Below are 21,044 nucleotides of genomic sequence, written 5' to 3' on the forward strand. Positions count from 1 at the left end.
TAGTATGGAGGAGTGAGATGTGGAATTATAGGTGTGGTTATCTTTACGCTTACCGACAAACGCGTGGAACCGCTCGATAAACGCGCCGAGCCGCTCGACAAACACGGCCAACCGCTCGATAAACGCTGACAACCGCTCAACAAACGCGTGGAACCGCTCGACAAACGCGTGAAACCGCCCGACAGCTACATAAGGTTCGTAGGAATACCTATGTGAAGAAGGTTATTTCTCGAATTATCATCTATTCTGTCACAATTCATTTAAAAAAATTTCAATTCGCATTATAATAAGATATGGGAAAGAAAAAATTGCAGATTAATGAGGAGGATACTTGAATGGATTATCGTATTGAACGAGATACAATCGGGGAAATGAAGGTTCCAAGTGATAAGTATTGGGGAGCACAAACACAACGTAGTTTTCAAAATTTTCCTATCGGAGATGAAAAAATGCCTGTTGAGATTATCAACGGCTTTGCGATTTTGAAAAAAAGTGCAGCTCGAGCAAATGAACAACTCGGATTGCTTGATTCCGTCAAAGCGGATGCGATCGCACATGCTGCAGATCGAATTTTAAGCGGAGAGTTAACTGAGCACTTTCCATTAGTTGTTTGGCAAACGGGTAGTGGAACTCAGTCAAATATGAACGTAAACGAAGTCATTGCGTATGTTGGAAATGAGTGGCTTGAAGAGCAAGGAAAAGAAGTCCGACTGCATCCGAATGACGATGTCAACAAGTCACAAAGCTCGAATGATACGTATCCAACGGCTTTGCACATTGCTGCGGTTAAAAAAGTCGAAGAGCATGTTTTGCCTGCCCTACAGCAAATTAAACAAACGACGAAGCAAAAGTCGGACGAATATATGGACCTCGTGAAAATTGGACGTACTCACCTGCAGGATGCGACACCAATCACGCTTGGTCAGGAAATCAGTGGTTGGTTCCGCATGCTTGAAAAAACGGAATCCATGATCGTTGATTCGTTAAAATATGTTCGTGAAATTGCACTTGGTGGTACAGCGGTAGGCACAGGAATTAACGCGCATGCTGATTTTGCGGATGTCGTTGCTCAAAAAATCAATGAAGAAACAAATGGTCAATTCGTTTCAGCGAAAAACAAATTCCATGCATTGACAAGCCATGATGAATTAGTTCATACACACGGCGCATTAAAAGGTCTTGCAGCTGACTTAATGAAAATTGCCAATGACGTCCGCTGGCTAGCAAGTGGGCCACGTTCTGGTATCGGTGAAATTACAATCCCAGCAAATGAGCCAGGAAGTTCCATCATGCCAGGAAAAGTCAACCCAACTCAGGCTGAAGCGCTAACAATGGTAACCGTTCAAGTGATGGGGAATGACACGGCAATCGGTGTTGCTGCAAGTCAAGGGAATTTTGAATTGAATGTGTACAAGCCGGTGATTGCTTATAACTTCTTGCAATCTTGTCAGCTTCTTGCTGATAGTATGATCTCATTCGATGAACGTTGTTTAGCAGGTCTTGAACCTGATCACGAAAAAATCGAGCAGTTCTTGAATGATTCATTGATGCTAGTTACCGCATTGAATCCACATATCGGTTACGAAAATGCCGCAAAGATTGCGAAGAACGCACATGAAAAAGGATTGACTTTAAAAGAATCTGCCGTTGAGACTGGCATTCTTTCTGAAGAAGATTTTGAACGCCTTGTTAAGCCAGAAGAAATGACGAAGCCTAACGTGAAATAAGCTAACAATATTTACCGTTTAATTTTACTCATATTATTTTCACCTCCTGAAGAAACTAGAGATACACAGGAGGTGAATGATAATGGCTTCTAACCAAGGAAGTAATTCAAATCAATTGGTTGTACCTGGTGTTGCCCAAGCTTTAGACCAAATGAAGGTAGAAATTGCCCAAGAGTTTGGTGTGCAGCTTGGTCCAGACTCCACTTCACGTTCCAACGGTTCTGTTGGTGGTGAAATCACAAAACGCCTAGTTCAAATGGCTGAACAGCAACTAGGTGGAGGATCTCAATAACCACACAAACAAAAGAGGGTCATGAATACCATGACCCTCTTCATTTATACATATTACTTATTCAGATTCATTTTCTTCTCCAGGAGTCGGAAAGGGTGCGTCATTTTCAAGAATTGGATGGGCCTCTGTGATTTGATTCCGTTCCCCTCGAATATAACCACCGGCCATTCCTTCATTGATCATTCGGTCGATGTCGAGGTCATAAGCATTACGGCCCTCATTTTCCAAATCAAGCGTATATTGATTGGCATCAGAAGAGTTGTCTGCAGCAATCTCTTGATTATACGCTGGCACTTCATCGGGTATATCGCTAGCGGTGATTCCATCTTCACTTTCTTCGGCTTCAGTAACACCGTCTAAATTTAAATCTTGAGCTTTTCGTATTGGATGCTCTTTTCTTTGTTTTTTTGACATGAACAATCCCTCCTCATATATTATCTTTTGACGAAACGGTCAGAACATACCGTAAGCTTACTGGAAAAGAGTTTGTAGTTTGTGCTTAAACAGGTACCAAAAGGGAATGTATGATAAAGAAGAAGTGTCTTAATAAAGCAATGATTTTTATATAAAATTCTCTAGCGCAAAAACACAAGTTCGATAAGGAGTCTTCAATCATGAATTTCTTGATCTTATGTCTCACCATGATTTCCATTGGTGCCTTAATTGGTGGCGTAACAAATTTATTGGCGATTCGCATGCTATTCCGTCCGTATGACGCAAAATATTTTGGAAAATGGAGAATTCCTTTCACACCAGGTTTAATTCCAAAGCGTCAGGATGAACTAGCTAATCAACTCGGACGATTAGTGACCAATTATTTGGTGACAACGGCATCCATTCAATCGAAATTAAGGGAGCCGATGTACCAAGAGCAATTGGAAAGATTCTTGTTACGAAATTGGTATGATTTGAATGAACAAAAATTAACTTTACATCAGCTCATCGATAAAACAGGAGTTCTTTTAACTGAAAAGCGAATTGAAGAAACGATCGAGCAGGCTCTTGAGAAACGACTGAAAGACTTTTATGAGAAGCATAAAAGTAATCCAATCGATCAGTATATTAGCGATGAAATGAATGAGCAGGCACTTCAATTCATCCCACAGATCCGCGTGCAATTACTGGAAAAAGTTGAACGATATATACAAAGTACAGAGGGTAAGCACCAACTTTCTCTTTTTGCCGATCGTTTTTTACGTGAAAAAGGATTCTTAGGAAGAATGGTCATTCAATATTTAGGCGAAAAACGAATAAGTGAGAAATTGTTACCTTCCATTCTTCAAGCCCTGCAATCCGAAGAACTCAAAGAAACAACGGACCGCTTATTGGTGAATGAATGGGAAAGTATCAAAAAATATGAACTTGAAACGATTCGGGAAAAAGTCTTTCCTGAAATCGACGAAAAGCAATTCGCACAAAAGCTCGTCCAAGTCTTCAATGTAAATAAGCAGATTAATCGTCCGCTTTCCGACATGTTGTATCCCTATAAAGAACGTATTGAAAAGACTGTTATCCCTCAAATCGCAAAGCAAACGATCGACCTTTTAGCGACACGGCTACCACGTATGATGAAGCATCTCAATTTAGCAGGTCTCGTTGAAAATGAAGTGAAGAATTTTGAAATCAAGCAGCTGGAGGGTATGTTAATCGAAATCACAAAGCGAGAACTAAAAATGATTACGTATCTCGGCGCATTATTAGGAGGCGCAATCGGTTTCTTTCAAGCGATTCTCGTGTCGATCATTGGTTGATGGACTATTCCTATACACAGAAGATGTTTTTTGTTACAGTTAAAAGAGTCAAAAGGCATGAAAATTGAGGAGGAATCATTGTGGCAAATATTTATGATTTAGCTTATGACTTAGAAAAAGGCTTGCGAGATAGCCAAGAATTTCAAACATTAAAAGAAGCTTATGAGAAAGTAATGGGCGATCCATCCGCTAAGCAAATGTTTGATAATTTCCGTGAAACACAATTGAACTTGCAACAAAAACAAATGCAAGGTGAAGACATTTCCGAGGAAGAAGTTGAAAAAGCGAGACAAGTAGTTGAACTTGTTCAGCAAAACGAAGACATTAATAAGTTAATGGAAGAAGAGCAACGGTTAAATACGGTTATTTCTGACATTAGCCAAATTATCACAAAACCATTAGAAGAGCTTTACGGAACAGGCAACAATGACGTTCAGTAAACGGAAAAAGACCCCAAGCGGCCATTAAGCGTTTGAGGTCTTTTTTTATTATTAATGACATTGTGTATCATTAACGATGAAATAGCAAAAGACGGCCATCCGGCGATACGAGACGATGGGTAATATCTGCATGTCCGTTTTCGTTTAACTTTTCTTTCCCCATATTCGTGGCCGCTTCATCATTTTCTGCTTCAAAGGATTCATTCAATAATGCTTCACCTGTTTGAGCGTAAACGGTTAAATAGTATGTTTGCATGTACTTTTCCCTCCACTTGTATACCCATTTACTTTTAACTATATGGATTTTTGATCATTTTGTAAATAGTGAATACTTATTCACCAATTTACCGAACGTGCATTCGTGTAATTTTTCTGGTAAAATGGAAACAAGAAAATGAGGAGGTTATCTGATGAAACCAACCATTCGTTTTATTCATGCAGCGGATTTGCATCTAGACAGTCCATATGTAGGTATGCAGAATCTGCCTGAACCCATTTTTAAAGACGTCAAAGAAAGTACTTTATTGGCATACAACCGATTAATTGAGTTAGCTATAGAAGAAAAGGTCGATTTTGTTTTGTTTGTCGGCGATTTATTTGATCAGCAATCGACTTCCATTAAATCTGTCATAACATTGAAAAGAGGACTTGAGAAGCTGAAGGAACATGGAATTTATGCTTATATTAGTTATGGAAATCATGATTTTGGTATAGGCGAAAAGGTTGATCTGACATTTCCGGATAATACATATGTTTTTCAGTCAGAAGAGATTCAACGTTTTCCATTTAATAAGAATGGAGAAGAAGTCGCGCAAATTTACGGTTTCAGCTATGAAAAACGAGCAGTCAAAAAGAAGATGATTCGTGAATTTAACTTCGACCGTCCAGATGTTTATCAAATCGGAACGTTACACGGCAGTATTCAATCCAATACAGATCACGATGTTTATGCACCTTTTCAATTAGAAGACTTTGAAAAACATCAAGCTGATTATTGGGCGCTCGGCCATATCCATAAGCGAGAGATCCTTTCAGAAAACCCGTATATAATCTATCCAGGCAATATCCAAGGCCGTCATATTAATGAACCGGGTGAGAAAGGTTGTTATGTAGTTGAAATGAGTCCACACCGGACAGAAGTGGAATTCCACGCATTACAGGAAATCATTTTCGAACAACGAATAATTGAAGATTCTCAAGCAAACAACTTAGAAGAGCTAACGGAAGAGCTTTTTCGGATTAAAGAAAGTTGGAGAAACTCATCTCACAAGTATATTATTCGACTACATTTACATTTACCTGAAACATTTGCATCTACGGTAGAACAACAACAAGTCGATGAATTACTTGAATTATTGAATGAACAAGAAGATACAGAAAAGGATTGGATATGGATCCAAGCGATTTATTGGTCCGTTGATTGGACTTACGATCGTGACGAAATGAAAGCTTCCAATCAGTTTATCGGAGAAGTGTTACAAGCGATTGACGACGATGAAGATCCAATCCGTCATTTAGATATTTTAGCGAACAATCGTGTCGTCAAAAAACATGTAGAGCCCTTTACGAAAGAATCTCTAGAAACAATGAAAAAAGAGGCAGAGCAAATGATTGTAAAAGAACTTATTAAAGATGGTGAATCCTAATGCAAATGAACAAGTTGGAAATCGTTTCTTTTGGGAAATGGAACCGAAAAGTTATTCACCTTAACGAAGGGTTGAATATAATTTGTGGACCGAATGAATCAGGAAAAACATCGATTCGTACGTTTGTAACGTATATATTATTTGGACTTGATAAAGATGTTCGAGAACGGTTCATCTCCAAGTTGGACGGACAGCTTGGAGGAAGAATCCATCTTGTCCGTGATGGAGAAGCGTGGATTGTCGAACGATTCTTGCATCGTCACCGAGGTCAAGCTGTTCTTTATCGGAATGGCGAGCGTGTGACGGAGGACGAAAAGAACCATTTTTATAAAGGAATGGATAATAACTTATTTGCGTCTATCTTTTCCTTCCAAGCTCGTGATTTACAGGCAATCCGACAGAAAAAAGCGGATGAAGTAGGTAAGGTGCTGTTTAATTTAGGATTAACAGGATCAGACCGAATTGTCACTTTGGAAAACAGCTTAGAAAAAAAGGCGGGCGAACTGTTTAAGAAAACAGGTCGAAAACCTTTACTGAATGTTAAAATCAACGAGTTAAAGGAACTCCTCAAGAAAATTGATGAAGTAAAGGCGGATGAAGAGGCTCATCAATCGCTCAAAGAAACGTTGCGACGAACAGAAGAGGAGCTTTCAACCTATGAACAGGAGCAAAAGTCCTTACAAGAATCAATACGCCACCATGAAAAACTACATTCGATTAAAACACAAATTTTAAATCATCAACGATTATCGGACGACTTGAAATATGAACAATGGGTAGAGAATTTTCCACCTGATGCGAAAAGCAGATATGATGATTATAAGTCGGAAGAATTAAAGTTTAAAGAACAGAAGAATATGCATTTGGCTCGTATTGAACGATTGCAGTTGGAAAAAGAATCGCTTCAAAAGCAAATGAAACAAGCCAATTACCCACTGCCATTCGATTCAATCGAGAAGTTGGTTGGGGAATCAAAGCAACTTGAACACACGTTGGAAGAGCTTAACGAAAGCATGCGAAAGGAATACGAGCAATTCAATCGTCTGATGAATCAAGCAGGATTATCTTTTGGACCGAGTGATGTCATTCATATAGATAGTAATCAATATACCGGGGAAACATGGAAAAACATAGCCAAAGAACAAGAAGAATTATCCGAGAAGTCAGCGGATTTACAGGTAAAGAAGCGGACCTATGAAGAAGAAGTAGCGGAACTAGAAGGATTGTTGAATGATGTCACGGAAAAACAGTTACCGCATGACGAAAAAATTGAATTGGAACAGCAACGTGATGCACTGAAAGCAGACCAATCTGCGGGTGAGTGGAGAAAACAGCTTCAAGAAGAAAAAAGCAAGCAAGCAAACGAATTGAATGCCAGCAAGCAAATGTTTAAGAAAATGACATGGGGCATACCAGTAGTGACTGGACTTTTGATCGTTCTCTTTCTAGCTTTATTATTTGAAGGCAATAACAGTGACTGGTTTATTGTTGCTGTACTTTTTAGTATTGGCTTAGTGGGTGCTTTTGTCGGCTTCAACCAATCGAAGAAAATAACTAAAAAAATAGCACAACTACAAGAAGATCAAAGTGAAATGTTGATTCAAACCGATCCTGAGCAATTGAAAAATATTGAACTTACACTCATTGAACAAGACGAGCTCGCTAAAAAAGCAAACCAATTAGAGACGAAGCTTGAATATGCAAAGAATAATCATAAAGAATCCGTAATCGAACAAGATTATTTAGACCATCGAATGAAGCAAATGGAGAAAAAACGAGATGAGGAAATAAATCGTTTCCCATTTTTATCTGCAACAAATAGTTCTTTTTGGCCGAGCCTTTACCAAACCATCACCCAAGCAAAAGAATTAGCAGAGTCTATAAAGAAACAGGAAGAAAAGAAACGAAAACAAGAAGCTCAATTAGAGGAAAATCATAAAGTTGCTCAATCCATTCTTGATCTCTATGACTTAAAAACAGATGAGCGTTCAATATGGGCTCAGATACAAACACATCTTACACGTGAAAAAGATAATGAAAAAGCCCTTCTACGAATCGATCACGATCTCGCAGATCTACAACAGGAACTGAAAGATTTGCATGCGCGATTTGAACCACACGAGGAAGAATGGAAGAATTTATTAGAACAGACCAATGCAACAGACGAGGCTACATTCATTCAGAACGTCACTCGCTATCAAGAATACATCGATAAGTTGCAAAAAAAAGAAGAAGCATATGAATTTGTTTATCAAACATTTTCGGAACAGACGGATAAGATTTTACGAACAGACCATGCATGGGATAAAATTGAAGAAGAATTACGATTTCAATCCATGCGTTTGGATGAAATCCGTGATACAATCAACGAGTTATTAAATCAGCGAGCTGAATTGACAGCACAAATCAAACAATTAGAAGAAGATGGAGAGCTATCAGAATTAATCCATCAAAAGTCTATGCTTGAGGAAGAAATAAGAAGACAATCCAAAGAGTGGGCTACCTATCGCTTGGCCCACAGTTATTTGAAAGAAACAAAAGATCGTTATCAAAATGTTTATTTTCCGGGAATCATGAAAGATACGAGCAAGAATTTCTCTAAGCTTACCGGGAATAAATATGCTGAAGTACAATTTTCATCAGAGTCAGAAACCATAAATGTTTGTGATCAAAATGGTGAATGGTATGAAGTAGGTCAATTATCAGAAGGCACGGCAGATCAGTTATATATTGCTTTGCGGCTGGCATTGAGTAAAGCGCTACACGCAGCAACGTCTTTACCTTTCTTATTGGATGATGCTTTCGTCAACTTTGACCAACAAAGGAAGCAGCATATGTTCTCTCTTCTACAAAAGCAATCATTGGAGCATCAAATCATTTACTTCACATGTGAAACGAATGATACGGATGCTAAGTATGAAGCTAACCGTATTGACTTGACGGATCAAGAACAAAGTCAGAATGGACGTGTGGAACTATTCACATAAGGTTTATAAGTGAAGGTCGGGAGGGTGTACGTTGACAGATGATCGACAAAACAATCAAGATTGGAAAGATTATGAAGAGCTCATTGAACGATATATCCAAGTTATTGCTAAAAACATGAATTTATACGGAATTACGCCGTCTGTCGGACGATTGTATGGAACTTTGTATTTTGCTGAAGAGCCGATGACGCTTGATCAAATGAGAGATGCGCTATTAATGAGTAAGACAAGTATGTCAACGGGTGTGAAAGCATTAGCGGATATGAAAATGGTCACACCGACTTTTCGAAAGGGCATCCGCAAAGACCTCTATCAGACTGAAAAAGATTGGTATAAATCTTTTACATCATTATTCACTACAAAGTGGCGCAGACAAACGGAAAATAATCTCGAAGAAGCAGAAGAAGCGATGCGGCAATTGGAAAAGCTCCAAGAGGAAACGACGGACCCAGCATTAAAAGAAACGATACAATCAGATATTCAAAAACTGGAGTACTCGTATGAATACTATGAGTGGCTCATTCGCTTTGTCCGTGTCGTGGAAACCGGTGAAATCTTTGATTATGTGCCTAGAAAACCGAAAAAGTAAGTGAAACAAAAAGGGGGATAACGGGGTGAAACGAGGTATTGTTGAATTTGATGTTGGGGAACTCTTTGAAGGTTATCTACTGATTAAGACGGTAGACCGAGGGATTACTTCAAACGGAAAGCCTTTCTTGACGATTATCTTTAGAGATCAGTCAGGTGAAATGGATGCAAAGTTATGGGATATCACCAAAGATGATGAGCAAATGTATATTCCTGAATCAATCGTTCATCTGCATGGCGAGATTCGTCAGTTTCGCGGAAAATCACAGTTAAATATTCGTCAAATCCGCTTGACGAATGAAACAGATCAAGTTCGTCTAGAAGACTTTCTTGAAAAAGCTCCTGTTGAGATCGATGAACTAAAGTCTTACATCACGCAAATCATTTTTGAGATGAGTAACCCGAATATACAGCGTATTGTCCGCCAGATTGTCAAAAAATATCAAGACCAATTATTCGTGTTTCCGGCAGCAACGAAAAATCACCATGAATACACTTCAGGTTTAGCCCATCACATCGTTTCGATGTTAAAAGTAGCTAAGCAATTAAAACAGCTGTATCCAGAGATTAATATTGACTTATTGTATGCAGGGATTATTTTACATGACATTGGGAAAGTCAAGGAGTTATCGAACCCCATTTCACCCTCCTATACGCTTGAAGGAAAATTATTGGGGCATATTACAATCATGGTTGATGAAATTACCGCGACGGCTAGCGAATTAGGAATTGAAGGGGAAGAAGTATTAATGCTGCAGCACATGGTGTTAAGTCATCATGGGAAATCAGAATGGGGCTCGCCTAAACCGCCGCTGATTCGCGAAGCTGAAATACTTCATATGATTGACTTGATTGATGCGAAAATGAATATGATGAATCGCGCACTGGATAAAACGAAACCAGGGGAGTTTACGCCTAAAATTTTTCCGCTTGAAAACCGTTCGTTTTACCGACCGACTTTTGAAGAGAACTAATCAAATTTTAAAAGATGAAACTTTTTTCAGCCTACAACCGTAATTAATCTTAACGAAGCGCTTTGTAAATAGTGATGAAATGTTTTTGACTTCGCCTGAAGGCTCGTCAATCGACGAGTCTTTTTCTTTAATGAATGAATTTGGAAAATTACGAACATAATGAATGGAGGAGATTTAATGGAAATACACCAATTTGTAAAAGACATTAAAGATGAGATAGGAAAAGTTATTATAGGAAATGAAAATACAGTGGAATTGATATTAAATGCATTGATCAATGAAGGGCATATACTCCTTGAAAGTGTACCTGGAACCGGCAAGACAACGTTAGCAAAGAGTATTGCAAGAACCATAGATGGCGATTTTAACCGTATTCAGTTTACACCGGATGTGCTTCCGTCAGATGTCACAGGCATTCATTTTTTCAATCCAAAAGATCAGCAATTTGAACTGCGCGTCGGACCTGTTGTCACAAACGTTTTGCTTGCTGACGAAATCAATCGTGCAACACCGCGAACGCAATCAAGTTTGCTAGAGGTCATGGAAGAGAAGCAGGTCACAATCGACCGGGAAACTGTAAAAATTGAACCACCGTTTATCGTGTTGGCGACGCAGAATCCAATTGAATCGCAGCAAGGAACATTTGATCTGCCGGAAGCCCAGTTGGATCGTTTCTTTATGAAATTGGAAATGTCTTATCCTCAAGCTGAGGAAGAACGTCGAATCATGCAAGCTCATCGGAAGGAGACTGAGAGACCAACACCGAGTCCAATATGCACAAAAGAAAATTTGAAAAAGGTCAGCGAGGAAGTTCGTCAAGTACATATCTCTGAAGCGGTTGAAGATTATATATTGGATATCGTCAGATCAACCCGGGAACATCCTTATATTGAGGTAGGTGCCAGTCCAAGAGGAACAATTGCCTTAATGAAAAGTGTGCAAGCCGAAGCTGCGATGCGGAATCGCTCCTATGTTACACCAAATGATGTGAAGAAGATGGCACCACTTGTATTGTCTCATCGAATGGTGTTGACATTGGAAGGAGCGACAAAACATAATCAACAAGAGATTATGGGAGAGGTGTTGCAACAGGTAAACGTACCCGTTGAGCATAGCATCGAACGATGAAACAATTTCAGAAAGATCGTAAAAGCGACCGATTTTTTTATGGGTTCGTAATTATTGGTTCCTTTTTTATCTTTTTTAGCTTTTTCGGTATTTTTGGCATTTATTCTTCGTTAATGCTTGTCGGTATTTTTTTCTATATTATTTACTTGGTGAATCATCTTTATGAAAAATACATTGATCGCAAATTAAAACTCATTAATATACGACAATTAATCCGGCTGTATCCGGGTGAAACTGGACAATTAGAAATCCACTTGCGTCAAGACGGGTGGTTACCTATGTTCGGCGCCCGGCTAATGATGACTTATGATCAAAATATACAGATGGACCAGAAACCAATGTATGAATCTATGAATACTTCGACAGTTGAAAAACGTTTAAACTTATTTGGGAGAGAGACGAAGAAGATTTATATTCCTTTTACGGCGGCAAAGCGAGGAGTAGCGAGAGTTCGGTCACTACGTATTGAAATCCCCTCTCTTTTCGGGTACGGAAAAATTACGCTGAACTTAAAAGAATTAGTCAAAACAGAGATTCTTGTGTATCCAGAAGTAAAAGAGGTTCATATGAATCAACGAAACAAGCATCAAAAAATGGGGGAGTATCAAACGAACTTTTCTATCTATGAAGACCCAGTTACTAGTTATGGAACACGGGATTATGCACCAGAGGATCCGCTGAATCGTATTCATTGGAAATCAACAGCGAAGAAGCAAGTGTTCCAAACGAAAGTCGTCGAACGAGTCAATCAGCGTTCTTGGTTGATTTTATTGAATGTACGAAGTGAGGATAGTCCTACCTTCACGGAACAGATTGAAGGTTTGATCAGTTCGGTTGCATACCTTTGTCGACACGCCACGATGAAAGATATACCATACGAGCTATTGATTAATGTGCCTAAGCGAGGCAACATACCGATTTATCATGTGCCTAATGGAGTAGGAAGGGATCATTATGTCCAATCCTTGGAAGTGTTGGCTCGCGTGAATACACAAGGGCTCACCGCCTCTTTTGATAGTTGTCTAGCATACGGAAAATCAATTGCCCATTTTCATCCTTATGTATTCCATGTAGGTGTTTATGAGCAAGGTCATTTATCTAGCTATCAAGAAATGGAGAAAACAGGTACTTCAGTCTTTGTGATGCATGAAAGGTTTCAATCCGTTTGGCTTGAACCAGTTAAGAGCCATCAGGGGGTGGCCAAATGAATACGTACATTACCATTGGTTACCGTTTTTTGGTTGATGCCTGTTTGATCATGATGGTCATTTATTATTTAAATGTCGACGTCGGCAGGGAAATAAATGTGTCACAGTTAGTCGGATCAGTTGTCATTTTTTCTATAATATATTTTATGTTACACCGAATGCTGAACGGACAACTAACGTTATTTCACTTTGCTTTACTCGTTGTAATTTCGTTCATTGTTAATGCCTGGCTGGGCTTATTACTGTTTCATGCAGTGATCATTGCAAGTTTTCTCACGTGGCGATTGGCGCTTTATTACTTCAAGCCGGATACAGATCAAGAAAAAGGAATGTTGATCACCAGTGTGCTGCTTGGATTTTTTCTTTATTTGCCAGCGGCCTTTCTTGAGAATCCAGATGCTCCTTTCGGTCTATATTTTATTCTCATGAAATTTTTAATTGTGATGGGTGGAAAAATGTTAATTAGAATTATGAACGTAGGAGAAGATGATCATTCTGGATGGACAGCGAAACTAAGCTATGTAGTAGGGATTCCAAGCGGCATTTTAGTAGTCACCTTGGGCTTATTTTGGTTAACGCCTTTCATTATCAGAACTTTTTATTCGCTTTTTAGTTGGCTCACATACCAAATTGGTCTCGGTGCATCTCCGTTATTTGATTGGTTTAATCGACAAGAAATGAATGTAGACGTAACGCCTAGTGGTAAAGAAGAAGATGTTTCACAAGAGGATCAAAATGTTTTGGAACAAGTCCGGGATCAAACGGAAACAATCAGTGCCGAAACAATTATGTATATCATCATTGGTTTATCCTTAATCATCGCCGTTGCATTCTATTATCGGAATCGAAATCGGTTCATTCGAAGAAAGACCAAAATAAATGATAAAGACAAAACAAATATTGAAACCGAGAAGTTACCATACCGCTTCAGTGAGTTAAAAGAGAAGCGAAAAAAGAAAGCACCTAAAAGCGAAATCAGAAAAGCTTTTTTTGAACTCGAGCGATGGGCGGCGAAACATCAGTTAGGCAGATATTATGATGAGACTGTGGAACAGTGGTTGCAACGTCTGCAATTGGATCCAAACCGCTATAAAGATGTTGTTCATTTGTATCAGAAAGTGCGTTATGGAGAACAAAGTGTGACGGAAGACCAGACGCGTCATTACAATGACCAGTTAACCGATTTAAAGAATACACTGAAACAAAAACTGACTTAGAGAAATGTACTCTCTAAGTCAGTTTTTTGCTCTTTATTCATTATCGGACTCCGAATCGTCTTTCGCTTCTTCAGAATCTTGCTTTCCGTTATCTTCATTGGATGAATCGCCCTCATCATCTGTTGATTCAGATTCACCTGATTTGTTGGACCCAAATAAACCTTCATAGTCATCATCAGAGATGTCAATATTTCCGTTATCCAAAGCTTCTTGTACCTTGGAAGTATAACTTTGAGAATCGACCTTGCTTGCCAAAAGTTGCTCGCGTAATTGATCTTTCATTTCATCAAATGGCTGAACTTCTGTTTCTGATTCACGAACATCTTCTACAAGGATTACGTGCCAACCGAACTGAGATTCAACCGGTTCACTGATTTCATTTGTTTCCAGTCCATACATAGCATCTTCGAAAGGCTTGACCATTTCACCAGCTGTTGTATACCCTAAATCTCCACCGTTCGCTGCAGAACCATCTTTCGAATATTCCTTCGCTAACTCTTCAAACGATGCACCATCTTTATATTTTTTGATGATTTCTTCAGCTGTTTCTTTTTCATCGACTAAAATATGTCTCGCTTTACGTTCTTCTTGCATACGTTCATAATGTGTTTCGATTTCTTCATCGGTAATTTCAATGTCAGCAGTCGCTGCTTCGAATTCCAACTTACTAATATAAAGTGCTGTACGGAATTCTTCTTCGTTTCGATACCCCTGTTGATTAATGAACTTAGTGAACTGAGGTCCCAGTTGAGTTTTAAATTGCTCAACTTCCTGTTCGAATTCTTCTTGGTCGATATCAAATTGACCTTCCAGTACAAGTTTCTTCGTCATGCTTTGTAGGGTTTCTTCTCCGTATTTTTCTTCCAACTCAGCATGGAATTCTTCTTTCGAAATAGATCCATATTCTGTTTCGACCACCGTTTCAGAGTCATCTGACTGGCAGGCTGTCAAAACAATCGCAAATCCACCGATTGCCAGTCCTTGAACTATTTTTTTCATCACGATTAACACTCCCTGTATGTATTGATTCTTAGGTCGTTTATGATTGTCAATAAACAACAAAATCATACCTAATCACAAAGATAAATATACCATAAAAATCTTTTTCTGAACATGAGCTAAATTCCGTTAATTGCCTAATCACTCATTTGGTCATTTACATAGTATAGAGTAGTTAAGCAACCAAGGAGGTGAATTTATGTCAGGCAAAGGAGGATACTACGGCGGTGGCTTTGCGTTGATCGTCGTATTGTTTATTTTACTAATTATTGTTGGTGCCGCTTGGTTCTAAGGGATAACGTGAAAAGTGACTGATCTTGGATACGTTCCAAGATCAGTTTTACATATCGACCGTACGATCTTAATCAATATGCTATCCGATCGAAAGCAACCGCGTATACGTATATCAAACGTTCACCATAAAATTTGCCAATAAAAAAGACGAGTCGTTCGCCGACTCGTCTTTTGAATTTGATTTTAGTATAAGTGAAAAACTTCATAATACGAAGAGAATAATAGAATTAGCATCGAGACATTAATTGTCCGGTATACTTTACTGCTTTTTTCTGCTGACATTTCTGATTTGGTACAAAACTTATGCGTCAATGAATTGAATGAGTAGAAGATAAATACAGCGAATCCAATGTAAAAATAAATCATTTTCTTGTACCTCCCAACTTCGGTCTAAACAATTTAATCTCGCACCAGTATATCAAACTCATTTTGTGATTTTTCAATAACTGATTTTTTTGGAGCCCGAAGTATTGAAAATAGCGTCAACCAATCGTGTAAAGACATGCCGATATGAATGGCTGCCATGAACAATAGGATTGGATGATAAGCTGGAATATAATAAGCAAGTATAATTAAAGGTAGTGTAATAATCAAAGTTGGTGCAATAATTGATAGAATTGATGTTCTCTTTGATAACGTTGATTCCATTTGTGCTTTCAATGAAACAATAATTTTATATTTTATTTTCCATTTGAGATGGATTGTTTTATTCGTAAATAATATAGGAGCCACATGCATTAACTTATGCATGATTGGCAACAAAAATAAACTGATAACTACAGTCGCAAAAGGAGGTTCAATTAATTGAACGTGTTGAAATACAATCGAAAACGGCATATATAAAACGATAAAGGCTGAAATTGCTGTTAAGATTGATAGAAGAAGTAACCTATTTTGACCGATTTCTTTCGTGACATTAACTGTTTTCCAGCAAGTCATGTTAAAACCCCCATTCGAGAGAAAGAGTGATAGATTCCTTTATATGCTCTATGCATATTCCTCTCGAATAATACGCCCTATAGAAAGAAAATTCAAGCCTATTTTCTTAAAATCAATATTTTCTTTTTATCCCTGATAACGAACGATTTAAAATATCGATGTAATCCGCACCATATAGCTCTTCAACAATCGTTTCCAGCTCTTCGAATTCAGGGAACTGTCCACCTTCTGATTGAAGAGACAAAGAGGCATAAACAATGGAATTTTTATCAGGATCCATTGCTTGCATTGTTTCGATGAAGAGCTCTCGACCTTCATCAGTCAATTCTACGTATGTGCTTCTTTTATCATTTACCCGCTTGGACAGACTGACCAACCCTCTTGCTTCTAACTTTTTAGAGAAATTAAATGCAGTTGAAACATGCATCATACCTAGTTTTGATACTTCGGAAATCGAGACGCCATCCAAATGGTAAGCGATCAGTAAAATATGATGTTCATTGAGGTTCAAATTAAATGGCTTGATCCAGTCTTGCCAATCTTTTTCAATACGCTTCCAGATTGCTTTCGTCAATTGAGCCATCTTATGCGCGTAAATCAAAGATTCTTGTAAGGAATAAGATTCATTTTTCACGTTGACTACTCCTTCGAATTTAAAAATGAAAGGTGAAAACAGGAAAGTTGGGATAAAATTCTTGGATCTGATTAATGAAAACTTCTTTCATTATAATAACATACTTATTTAGGCGTTGTATAAGGACAGATGAATAAATGAGGTTTATCAAAAGAAATAACCGGGTATTGTTATTATGAAGACTGTGAAATAAACTTTATGCAAGATGAATAAGAATTACATATAAAAAAAAGACCATCCTAGTCGCTATAGAATAGTCATTCAATCTCGTGATGATTCAATTGTTCAAATACCTCTTCAAGTGATTTGTGGAATAAAATGGCCTCATGGATTTTTTCTTCAATAAACACACGCTCCTCAGAGTTACTTAAACCTCGTAGTTTATTTTCGATAAAATTCAGATTGTTCTTTTGTTGTTCAATCGCATCAAGCCATCTGCGTACGTATGTTTTCATAAATTTATGATAAAGATCTTCTTTCGCTTTATATAAATCTTTTCGTTCTCCTTTTCTCCAGACTCTTTCAATTAAATTATAATCAAGCAATGTCCGAGTTGCGTTGCTCATTGCTGTTTTGCTTTTACCTAAAGCTTCTTTCATCTCGTCTAAGTTCATTGGACGATTACTTAAGTAAAGAGTTACAAATAACTGTGACTCTGATGGGTTTAAAGCAAACATCTCCAATGTTTTGGAGAATTCCGAGATAACTTCATTATGAATATCTGTAAGCTGTTCAGTATAGTTTTCCATTGTCATAGATAATGACCCCCTGGCTCTGCTCATATTCACCATACTAAACAATTACAAAAAATGAAAACCTCAAAGTTGAGAGAAAAACGACGTTATATGAAGTATTTAGAAGTATTACCTTTGATAAGTTCGTACAGTTTAAACTGTACAGAAATAATGGACTGATACGACTGTTTTTAGACATTGAACTTTCACACACTAACCTCTATAGTATAAAGAGTGTCGTATTACAGTTCGGTTACAAATTAGTCCATTAGTAGTACATTTAATAGAATAAGAGAGGTGAGAGAATTGCCTGTAATTGAAGTAGATAATTTGTCGAAAATTTTTGGGAAGAGATCAAAAGAAGCTTTATCCTTATTGGATGAAGGCCTTTCCAAAGATGAAATTTTAAAGAAAACAGGCTGTACGGTTGGTGTAAACCGTGCGAAATTCCAGGTAGAAGCTGGAGAAGTATTTGTTATTATGGGACTCTCAGGAAGTGGTAAATCAACACTCGTTCGTTTATTGAACCGGTTGATCAATCCAACTGCCGGAGATGTTTATGTTCATGACGATAATCTATCAACAATGAATAAAGAGGAACTACGTCGTGTGCGTCGTGAAAAAATGAGTATGGTTTTCCAGAAGTTTGGACTATTCCCGTTCCGTACCGTACTTGAAAACACAGTATTCGGAATGGAAGTTCAAGGGATGGATAAAGAGGAACGTGAAAAGAAAGCAACAGAAGCACTTGAGCTCGTTGGACTTGGAAGCTTCATACATCAATACCCAAGCCAGCTGTCCGGTGGTATGCAACAACGTGTAGGACTAGCCAGAGCTTTAGCGAATGATCCAGAGATCTTGCTCATGGACGAAGCGTTTTCTGCACTAGATCCATTGATTCGTAAAGATATGCAAGATGAGCTAATGGATCTGCAAGAAAAAATGCAGAAAACAATTATCTTCATCACTCACGATTTAGATGAAGCATTGCGTATTGGTGACCGAATTGCATTGATGAAGGATGGTTCCATCGTTCAAATCGGAACACCGGAAGAAATCCTGATGAATCCAGCAAATGATTATGTAGAAAAATTCGTTGAAGATGTAGATCGTTCGAAAGTATTGACGGCTGAAAATATTATGCTCCGTCCAGAAACGGTCGATTTTGACAAACATGGCCCTCGCGTTGCATTAGAAAGAATGCGTGAACAGGGACTTTCTAGCATTTACGTCATTGACCGAACCCGACAGTTAAAAGGGTATGTCAATGCGAATGATGTATTGGAAGCAAGAAATAATCAAATCACAAGTTTAAAAGAAATCATTCGAGATGATATGCCGACGGTGGAAAAAGAAACACCGATTCAAGAGATCTTTGATGTTATCCATGATTCCCCTGTACCTGTCGCAGTTACAGAAGAAGGGAAATTACGTGGAATCATTATTAAGGGAACGTTAATCGCCGCCTTGGCAAATGTGAATGGAAATGGGGTGGAAGACAATGCTTGATTTTATTCCAAGTCTTCCAATAGCTTCATGGGTAGATGACGCTGTTAAATGGGTTACCAATACATTTGAATTCTTTTTCGATCCAGTCAAAGATAATTTTGGATGGTTATTGGATATATCAGCAGAATATCTATCTATGATTCCGCCAGTAATTGTTATCCTTTTAGTTGCTGTACTGGCATTCTTTATGAGTGGCAAGAAGTTAGGTTTGGCAGTATTTTCAATTATTGGATTACTGTTTATTGAAAACCAAGAACTGTGGAGCGAACTAATGTATACATTCACATTAGTGCTATACTCCAGTTTGTTGGCAGTTGTGATTGGTATCCCAGTGGGTATACTAATGTCTAAGAGTAATACGGCTGAAAGCATTATCCGGCCAATCTTAGACTTTATGCAGACGATGCCTGCATTCGTTTATTTGATTCCAGCAGTAGCATTCTTTGGAATCGGTATGGTTCCTGGTGTATTTGCGTCCTTTATTTTTGCGACACCACCAGTTGTCCGTTTTACCAACCTTGGGATTCGTCAAGTATCTACAGAGTTGGTTGAGGCATCAGATGCTTTTGGTGCAACCGGTCAACAAAAGTTATTTAAAGTAGAACTGCCGATGGCAAAGCCAACGATTATGGCAGGAGTCAACCAAACAATTATGTTGTCATTATCAATGGTTGTTATTGCATCAATGATCGGTGCATCCGGACTAGGAAGAGACGTGTTGTCTGCACTTCAACGTGCGGAAGCAGGTGCTGGTTTCGTAGCCGGCTTTGCGATTGTTATCTTAGCGATCATTATTGACCGTTTGACTCAAAACTTTAATAAATCGAATCAATAAATAACGTAAATTTTATTAGCGTAGATTCAACCATGGGATTCCCTTTCTCACACTGAGAAAGATCCAATATATTTATTATTTAGTAAAGGGGAGTATTAATTATGTTTAAAAACGTTGGAAAGCGTTTTGCGTTCATCGCTGTTTTAGCATTGACGCTTATCGTAGCAGCATGTGGCGGTTCAGATGGTGATAGTGAATCATCTGGAGATAACGGTGATTCATCAGGCGGCTCAAACGTAGGCGACGGTAAATCAATCGAGCTTGTTTACGTTGAGTGGGATACGGAAGTCGCTTCTACACATGTTATTGGAAAAGTATTGGAAGACTTAGGTTATGATGTGACACTAACTCCACTTGATAACGCTGTTATGTGGCAATCTGTTGCGAATGGTGAGTCAGATGCTATGGTCGCAGCTTGGCTACCAGCTACACACGGAGATCTATTTGAAGAGTACAAAGATCAAGTTGTTGATTTAGGTGCTAACTTTGATGGTGCGAAAATTGGTATGGTAGTACCTTCTTACATGGACATCGACAGTATTGAAGACCTACCAGAAGTTGCTGATGAATTAGATCAAACAATTACTGGTATTGAGCCAGGTGCTGGTGTTGTAAAAGCTTCTGAAAATTCCGTTGAGGAATATGGTTTAGACGGATGGGAAGTACAAACTTCTTCTAGTGGTGCGATGGCAACAGCTTTAGGTGAAGCTATTGACAATGAAGAACCAATTGCTGTTACTGGTTGGTCTCCACACTGGAAATTTGCTGAATACGACTTGAAATATCTTGAAGATCCAAAAGAAGTATACGGTGGTGCTGAAGAAATTAAAACAATGGCACGCCAAGGACTTGAAGAAGACCTTCCAAACGCTTACAAAGTTTTGGAGAACTTCTCTTGGGGCGAAGAAAAATTCAATAACGTAATGCTTGAAATTCATAATGGCACAGATCCTGAAGAAGCTGCTGCAACCTTTGTAGAAGAAAATCAAGATCTTGTTGATGAGTGGACTGCAGACGTCGAGTAATCGACTGTTTGACTTCAAACACATATACCGGCAGAAATGCTGGTATATGTGTTTTTTTGCTCAAAAATTTTTGTTAGGGTAAACACACAAATTCGGGTAAGTTTCGATAACGGCCGT

The 21,044-nt window shown here is 38.4% G+C and carries 22 protein-coding genes; 15 read left to right on the plus strand and 7 right to left on the minus strand.

Annotated features, from left to right (window positions below; all coding sequences use genetic code 11):
* Nucleotides 1–335: 335 nt before the first annotated feature.
* A complete protein-coding gene (gene fumC / locus KQ486_RS11395) occupies nt 336–1,727 on the plus strand; it encodes a class II fumarate hydratase (RefSeq protein WP_144162654.1) in 1,392 nt (463 codons plus the stop codon).
* An 82-nt stretch (nt 1,728–1,809) separates the two neighbouring features.
* Nucleotides 1,810–2,019, plus strand: coding sequence for an alpha/beta-type small acid-soluble spore protein (locus KQ486_RS11400; RefSeq protein ID WP_216687696.1), 210 nt, complete (start codon nt 1,810–1,812; stop codon nt 2,017–2,019).
* A 57-nt stretch (nt 2,020–2,076) separates the two neighbouring features.
* Here KQ486_RS11400 and KQ486_RS11405 read toward each other — a convergent pair whose 3' ends face one another.
* Nucleotides 2,077–2,433 (minus strand): hypothetical protein, encoded by a 357-nt coding sequence (locus KQ486_RS11405; protein ID WP_216687718.1) that lies wholly within the window; start codon nt 2,431–2,433, stop codon nt 2,077–2,079.
* Nucleotides 2,434–2,633: 200 nt separating this feature from the next.
* Here KQ486_RS11405 and KQ486_RS11410 point away from each other — a divergent pair, with 200 nt between their 5' ends.
* Together KQ486_RS11410 and KQ486_RS11415 are read left to right on the plus strand one after the other, a co-directional pair.
* The gene (locus KQ486_RS11410) at nt 2,634–3,770 is read left to right on the plus strand and encodes a DUF445 domain-containing protein (RefSeq protein ID WP_144162659.1); all 1,137 of its coding nucleotides are present in this window, start codon (nt 2,634–2,636) and stop codon (nt 3,768–3,770) included.
* A gap of 80 nt (nt 3,771–3,850) precedes the next feature.
* Nucleotides 3,851–4,210 carry a YlbF/YmcA family competence regulator gene (locus tag KQ486_RS11415; protein ID WP_144162661.1) on the plus strand — a complete coding sequence of 120 codons (360 nt, stop codon included), beginning with the start codon at nt 3,851–3,853 and terminating at the stop codon, nt 4,208–4,210.
* Nucleotides 4,211–4,280: 70 nt separating this feature from the next.
* Here the strand turns inward: KQ486_RS11415 and KQ486_RS11420 are convergent, their stop codons facing one another.
* The gene (locus KQ486_RS11420) at nt 4,281–4,466 is read right to left on the minus strand and encodes a YhzD family protein (protein ID WP_144162663.1); all 186 of its coding nucleotides are present in this window, start codon (nt 4,464–4,466) and stop codon (nt 4,281–4,283) included.
* A gap of 154 nt (nt 4,467–4,620) precedes the next feature.
* On the opposite strand from KQ486_RS11420, the gene KQ486_RS11425 reads away from it, so the two are divergent.
* The 7 genes from KQ486_RS11425 (at nt 4,621) to KQ486_RS11455 (ending at nt 13,958) form a co-directional block, all read left to right on the plus strand.
* Nucleotides 4,621–5,856 carry a metallophosphoesterase family protein gene (locus KQ486_RS11425; protein WP_216687697.1) on the plus strand — a complete coding sequence of 412 codons (1,236 nt, stop codon included), beginning with the start codon at nt 4,621–4,623 and terminating at the stop codon, nt 5,854–5,856.
* Complete coding sequence (locus KQ486_RS11430; RefSeq protein WP_216687698.1) at nt 5,856–8,843, plus strand: AAA family ATPase; 2,988 nt, start codon at nt 5,856–5,858, stop codon at nt 8,841–8,843. The genes KQ486_RS11425 and KQ486_RS11430 overlap by 1 nt, the downstream gene beginning before the upstream one ends.
* Nucleotides 8,844–8,874: 31 nt before the next feature.
* Entirely contained in the window at nt 8,875–9,432 is a 558-nt protein-coding gene (locus KQ486_RS11435) for a GbsR/MarR family transcriptional regulator (RefSeq protein ID WP_144162669.1), read from the plus strand.
* 25 nt (nt 9,433–9,457) lie between these two features.
* A complete protein-coding gene (gene yhaM / locus KQ486_RS11440) occupies nt 9,458–10,405 on the plus strand; it encodes a 3'-5' exoribonuclease YhaM (protein WP_216687699.1) in 948 nt (315 codons plus the stop codon).
* Between the two features lie 177 nt (nt 10,406–10,582).
* On the plus strand, nt 10,583–11,533 hold the full coding sequence (locus tag KQ486_RS11445; RefSeq protein ID WP_216687700.1) for an AAA family ATPase: 951 nt from the start codon (nt 10,583–10,585) through the stop codon (nt 11,531–11,533).
* Nucleotides 11,530–12,741, plus strand: coding sequence for a DUF58 domain-containing protein (locus tag KQ486_RS11450; protein ID WP_216687701.1), 1,212 nt, complete (start codon nt 11,530–11,532; stop codon nt 12,739–12,741). Before KQ486_RS11445 ends, KQ486_RS11450 begins: the two co-directional genes overlap by 4 nt.
* A complete protein-coding gene (locus KQ486_RS11455) occupies nt 12,738–13,958 on the plus strand; it encodes a DUF4129 domain-containing protein (protein ID WP_216687702.1) in 1,221 nt (406 codons plus the stop codon). Before KQ486_RS11450 ends, KQ486_RS11455 begins: the two co-directional genes overlap by 4 nt.
* Nucleotides 13,959–13,991: 33 nt before the next feature.
* On the opposite strand, the gene KQ486_RS11460 is transcribed toward KQ486_RS11455, so the two are convergent.
* Nucleotides 13,992–14,957 (minus strand): peptidylprolyl isomerase, encoded by a 966-nt coding sequence (locus KQ486_RS11460; RefSeq protein ID WP_246569310.1) that lies wholly within the window; start codon nt 14,955–14,957, stop codon nt 13,992–13,994.
* Nucleotides 14,958–15,156: 199 nt separating this feature from the next.
* Between KQ486_RS11460 and KQ486_RS11465 the strand changes: the two genes are divergently transcribed.
* Nucleotides 15,157–15,249 (plus strand): YjcZ family sporulation protein, encoded by a 93-nt coding sequence (locus KQ486_RS11465; RefSeq protein WP_144088324.1) that lies wholly within the window; start codon nt 15,157–15,159, stop codon nt 15,247–15,249.
* Nucleotides 15,250–15,434: 185 nt separating this feature from the next.
* On the opposite strand, the gene KQ486_RS11470 is transcribed toward KQ486_RS11465, so the two are convergent.
* The 4 genes from KQ486_RS11470 to KQ486_RS11485 all read right to left on the minus strand — a co-directional run bounded on the left by KQ486_RS11470 (nt 15,435) and on the right by KQ486_RS11485 (nt 17,579).
* The gene (locus KQ486_RS11470; RefSeq protein ID WP_144162681.1) at nt 15,435–15,617 is read right to left on the minus strand and encodes a hypothetical protein; all 183 of its coding nucleotides are present in this window, start codon (nt 15,615–15,617) and stop codon (nt 15,435–15,437) included.
* A 33-nt stretch (nt 15,618–15,650) separates the two neighbouring features.
* Nucleotides 15,651–16,190 carry a DUF3267 domain-containing protein gene (locus KQ486_RS11475; protein WP_144162683.1) on the minus strand — a complete coding sequence of 180 codons (540 nt, stop codon included), beginning with the start codon at nt 16,188–16,190 and terminating at the stop codon, nt 15,651–15,653.
* A gap of 112 nt (nt 16,191–16,302) precedes the next feature.
* Nucleotides 16,303–16,824, minus strand: coding sequence for an HTH-type transcriptional regulator Hpr (locus KQ486_RS11480; RefSeq protein ID WP_144162685.1), 522 nt, complete (start codon nt 16,822–16,824; stop codon nt 16,303–16,305).
* Nucleotides 16,825–17,081: 257 nt separating this feature from the next.
* Nucleotides 17,082–17,579: a GbsR/MarR family transcriptional regulator gene (locus KQ486_RS11485; protein WP_246569306.1), complete on the minus strand. Its 498-nt coding sequence runs from the start codon at nt 17,577–17,579 to the stop codon at nt 17,082–17,084.
* A 285-nt stretch (nt 17,580–17,864) separates the two neighbouring features.
* Here KQ486_RS11485 and KQ486_RS11490 point away from each other — a divergent pair, with 285 nt between their 5' ends.
* From KQ486_RS11490 to KQ486_RS11500, 3 genes are all read left to right on the plus strand, one after another.
* Complete coding sequence (locus tag KQ486_RS11490) at nt 17,865–19,067, plus strand: quaternary amine ABC transporter ATP-binding protein (RefSeq protein ID WP_144162687.1); 1,203 nt, start codon at nt 17,865–17,867, stop codon at nt 19,065–19,067.
* The gene (locus KQ486_RS11495) at nt 19,060–19,902 is read left to right on the plus strand and encodes an ABC transporter permease (RefSeq protein WP_144162689.1); all 843 of its coding nucleotides are present in this window, start codon (nt 19,060–19,062) and stop codon (nt 19,900–19,902) included. Before KQ486_RS11490 ends, KQ486_RS11495 begins: the two co-directional genes overlap by 8 nt.
* Nucleotides 19,903–20,003: 101 nt before the next feature.
* A complete protein-coding gene (locus tag KQ486_RS11500) occupies nt 20,004–20,927 on the plus strand; it encodes a glycine betaine ABC transporter substrate-binding protein (RefSeq protein WP_144162691.1) in 924 nt (307 codons plus the stop codon).
* The last annotated feature ends 117 nt before the right edge of the window (nt 20,928–21,044 follow it).

This window comes from Allobacillus halotolerans, assembly GCF_018967645.1.
Lineage (GTDB): Bacteria > Bacillota > Bacilli > Bacillales > Alkalibacillaceae > Allobacillus > Allobacillus halotolerans.

Excerpts from the sequence above, each read along its gene's own strand:
- fumC (WP_144162654.1), top strand. The coding sequence starts at position 336 with ATGGATTATCGTATTGAACGAGATACAATCGGGGAAATGAAGGTTCCA.
- KQ486_RS11400 (WP_216687696.1), top strand. The coding sequence starts at position 1,810 with ATGGCTTCTAACCAAGGAAGTAATTCAAATCAATTGGTTGTACCTGGT.
- KQ486_RS11405 (WP_216687718.1), bottom strand. The coding sequence starts at position 2,433 with ATGTCAAAAAAACAAAGAAAAGAGCATCCAATACGAAAAGCTCAAGAT.
- KQ486_RS11410 (WP_144162659.1), top strand. The coding sequence starts at position 2,634 with ATGAATTTCTTGATCTTATGTCTCACCATGATTTCCATTGGTGCCTTA.
- KQ486_RS11420 (WP_144162663.1), bottom strand. The coding sequence starts at position 4,466 with ATGCAAACATACTATTTAACCGTTTACGCTCAAACAGGTGAAGCATTA.
- KQ486_RS11425 (WP_216687697.1), top strand. The coding sequence starts at position 4,621 with ATGAAACCAACCATTCGTTTTATTCATGCAGCGGATTTGCATCTAGAC.
- KQ486_RS11430 (WP_216687698.1), top strand. The coding sequence starts at position 5,856 with ATGCAAATGAACAAGTTGGAAATCGTTTCTTTTGGGAAATGGAACCGA.
- KQ486_RS11445 (WP_216687700.1), top strand. The coding sequence starts at position 10,583 with ATGGAAATACACCAATTTGTAAAAGACATTAAAGATGAGATAGGAAAA.
- KQ486_RS11450 (WP_216687701.1), top strand. The coding sequence starts at position 11,530 with ATGAAACAATTTCAGAAAGATCGTAAAAGCGACCGATTTTTTTATGGG.
- KQ486_RS11455 (WP_216687702.1), top strand. The coding sequence starts at position 12,738 with ATGAATACGTACATTACCATTGGTTACCGTTTTTTGGTTGATGCCTGT.
- KQ486_RS11460 (WP_246569310.1), bottom strand. The coding sequence starts at position 14,957 with ATGAAAAAAATAGTTCAAGGACTGGCAATCGGTGGATTTGCGATTGTT.
- KQ486_RS11465 (WP_144088324.1), top strand. The coding sequence starts at position 15,157 with ATGTCAGGCAAAGGAGGATACTACGGCGGTGGCTTTGCGTTGATCGTC.
- KQ486_RS11470 (WP_144162681.1), bottom strand. The coding sequence starts at position 15,617 with ATGATTTATTTTTACATTGGATTCGCTGTATTTATCTTCTACTCATTC.
- KQ486_RS11475 (WP_144162683.1), bottom strand. The coding sequence starts at position 16,190 with ATGACTTGCTGGAAAACAGTTAATGTCACGAAAGAAATCGGTCAAAAT.
- KQ486_RS11485 (WP_246569306.1), bottom strand. The coding sequence starts at position 17,579 with ATGACAATGGAAAACTATACTGAACAGCTTACAGATATTCATAATGAA.
- KQ486_RS11495 (WP_144162689.1), top strand. The coding sequence starts at position 19,060 with ATGCTTGATTTTATTCCAAGTCTTCCAATAGCTTCATGGGTAGATGAC.
- KQ486_RS11500 (WP_144162691.1), top strand. The coding sequence starts at position 20,004 with ATGTTTAAAAACGTTGGAAAGCGTTTTGCGTTCATCGCTGTTTTAGCA.